Here is a 2,593-nt window from a genome sequence, read left to right on the forward strand (position 1 = left end):
TGCGTATTTCGGTGATTGCGAACGCTTGTTTCGGTTTATTCCGAACACCTTAACCAGCACTTTTTCTCTTTCCCTATTTTTACTCTAAGTGTTCGGATTGCGCCAGTTTTCTCATTGATTCTCCTCCCAGTTCTATTCGATGACTATTGTGAACTAGACGATCCATTAGAGCGTCAGCGACAGTGGCGTTGCCGATCATGTTGTACCATTCTTTTACTGGTAACTGGCTGATGACGATTGTGCTGCTGTTTTGGTAACGATCTTCAAGTACTTCTAACAAGTGACCAGCATGCTCTTGAGTCAGTTTTTCCATCCCCCAGTCGTCGAGGAGTAGTAAGCCTTTCTTAGCCAGCGACTGAAGTTGTTTTTGATAACTACCATCCAGACGACCTGCGGTCAGATCATCAAGCAAGCGAGTTAATCGGTAGTACCTGACGGTTTGCTGTTGGTCGCAGGCACTGGTTGCCAGAGCGCAACCAAGATAGGTTTTGCCAGCACCTGTTGGGCCTGTGATCAAGATATTCTGATGCTTGTGCAGATAACTGCCTGTTAGCAGTTCGCTCATCTGTTTACGATTGAGATCTCGTCCCTCTTTGTAGATGAGTTGGCTCGGCTGGGCATCCACTCTCAGCTTTGCTTGTCGCTTTAAGCGTTGGATTTTGCTCTGATTACGGTTCAAGATTTCACTTTCCAGGAGCAAGCTTAACCGCTCCTCGAAGTCCAGCTCTGCGTAGGTGGTCAGTTGCTCTTGTTGCTGCTCTAACGCTTTCGCCGCATGGCTCAAGCGCAGGGTTTTAAGTTGGTCATTGAGTGCGTTCATATCCTTTCTCCTAGTGATAACAGTTCGGGCCACGAACATTGCTGTGAACAAGGTTCGGCGTATTCGCTTTATCTTTACTCAGTTGCCCCTCACGATTGTTCTTGAGTAGATTGTTGACGAAGGTGTAATTGGGTTTTGTTAGCATCAGTGCATCTTTACAGGCTTGCTCTAGACGCGATTCGCCATAGGCTTTGCTCAGGTTAAGCAGTCCAAGGCAGGAACGATATGACTGCTCGGGATGAGGCTTAGAGTTCAGCATTTTATTGACGACTTCCCGTGTGGCGGGGCCGATATTGGCTCCCCAGTTGAGTAAACGTCTAGGCGACCACTTTTGATGTTGATGATTACTCGGCATGTGCTCAGGTTGAGTACTGTTTCCGCGCTCCCTTTGGCTACGCGGGTGCTGGGCGACCAAGTTACCTTGATGGTAGATTTGCACCAGACGGTTGGAGGCTTAAAGTTCGACATGGTGGCCAACAAGTTGATGGGGAACCGAGTAGTAGTGACGGCGATATTCGATATGATAATCAGGCCCAACCTTGGCTCGCTTGGTTTCAGTATATAGATATCGCTGCTTAGGAAGGGGCTTTAACGCGGGTTTATCGAGTTTGTCGAACAGCGCTTTGCGGCTCGCACCATACTGCTTCATCTCACGTTCGTTTAAGTCATTCATCAGCTCACGGATGGCAAGGTTCAGCTCTTTGAAGGTATAGAAGGTTTGATGGCGAAGTCGCATCATGATCCAACGTTCCACTAGGAGGACGGCATTTTCTGCTTTGGCTTTGTCTTTCGGTTTGTAGGGGCGAGCTGGCATCACGGCAGTTTGATAATGATTTGCCAGTTTTTGATAGCTTTCATTAAGCCTCGGTTCATAACGGTTAGGTTTGCTGACCGCGCTGCGTAGATTATCGGGAACCAAGAGCCGTGGTACACCACCGAAGTGTTCGAGCGCATTGGCATGCGCCTCTAACCAGTAAGACTTACCTTGACTCGGGAAGGCTTCAACATAGGTGTAATTGGACGCTCCTAAGGTCGCCACGAACACTTCTGCTTCGCGCACTTCACCTGTATCAGGGTTGACCACTTGAAGCCGAGGCCCACAGTAATCGATAAACAGCTTATCACCTGCAACATGGAGCTGACGCATACTGCGCTTTTGGGTTTTGAACCAACGAGTGAAGTGCTCGCAGAACTGAGTGTAAGCGTAAGCTTGCTCTTGATATTGCTCATGGTACTCCTGCCACAATAACATCTTTGTCATGCCTTTACGTTTGAGTTCGACAGCGTACTGAGCGAAGTCTGGCATAACCTTGTCTCGACTGGCTTGCTTCGAATGATATAGGGCTTTGGTAAGGTCCGTATCACTGCAACCTTCTGGGAGAGGCCAGCCTATCTGACTTTGCTTAAAGCGAGCGACAAGCTCTGAGACTGTTGCAAGGCTGACATTGAGACAACTAGCAATACTACGGTAGGACAACCCACACTCGTACTTAAGGCGTAATATCTCTTTGATTTTGTTCATTGGAGTTCTCTTTTTAGCCATTGTCGCTTCCTTACGTTCTTGTTTAAGAAGTAAAGAATAGCGAGCTATTGATTTAAAAGAGAAAAAGGAAGGATTTCGGGCATTCCGAACGCGGTTTTCGCTATTCCGAACGCTGATTTCGGAGTTCGCTTAAAAGTGTTCGGATAATCGCGGAATGTACGTTCGGATTAAACCGAAATAGGTGTTCGGGTCATACCGAAATGGCTGTTCGGAATGCTCCGAAATACGCA

General features: G+C 47.7%; 1 protein-coding gene and 1 pseudogene. Both read right to left on the reverse strand.

Annotation, left to right across the window (positions count from 1 at the left end):
* Positions 1-79: 79 nt before the first annotated feature.
* Entirely contained in the window at positions 80-820 is a 741-nt protein-coding gene (gene istB / locus AACV32_RS07970; protein WP_170895762.1) for an IS21-like element ISVch3 family helper ATPase IstB, read from the reverse strand.
* Positions 821-830: 10 nt separating this feature from the next.
* A pseudogene (istA, locus tag AACV32_RS07975) lies at positions 831-2,363 on the reverse strand (IS21 family transposase).
* Positions 2,364-2,593 lie beyond the last annotated feature (230 nt).

Origin of the sequence: Vibrio sp. B7 (genome assembly GCF_963888765.1) — a bacterium.
GTDB classification, from domain to species: Bacteria; Pseudomonadota; Gammaproteobacteria; order Enterobacterales; family Vibrionaceae; genus Vibrio; species Vibrio anguillarum.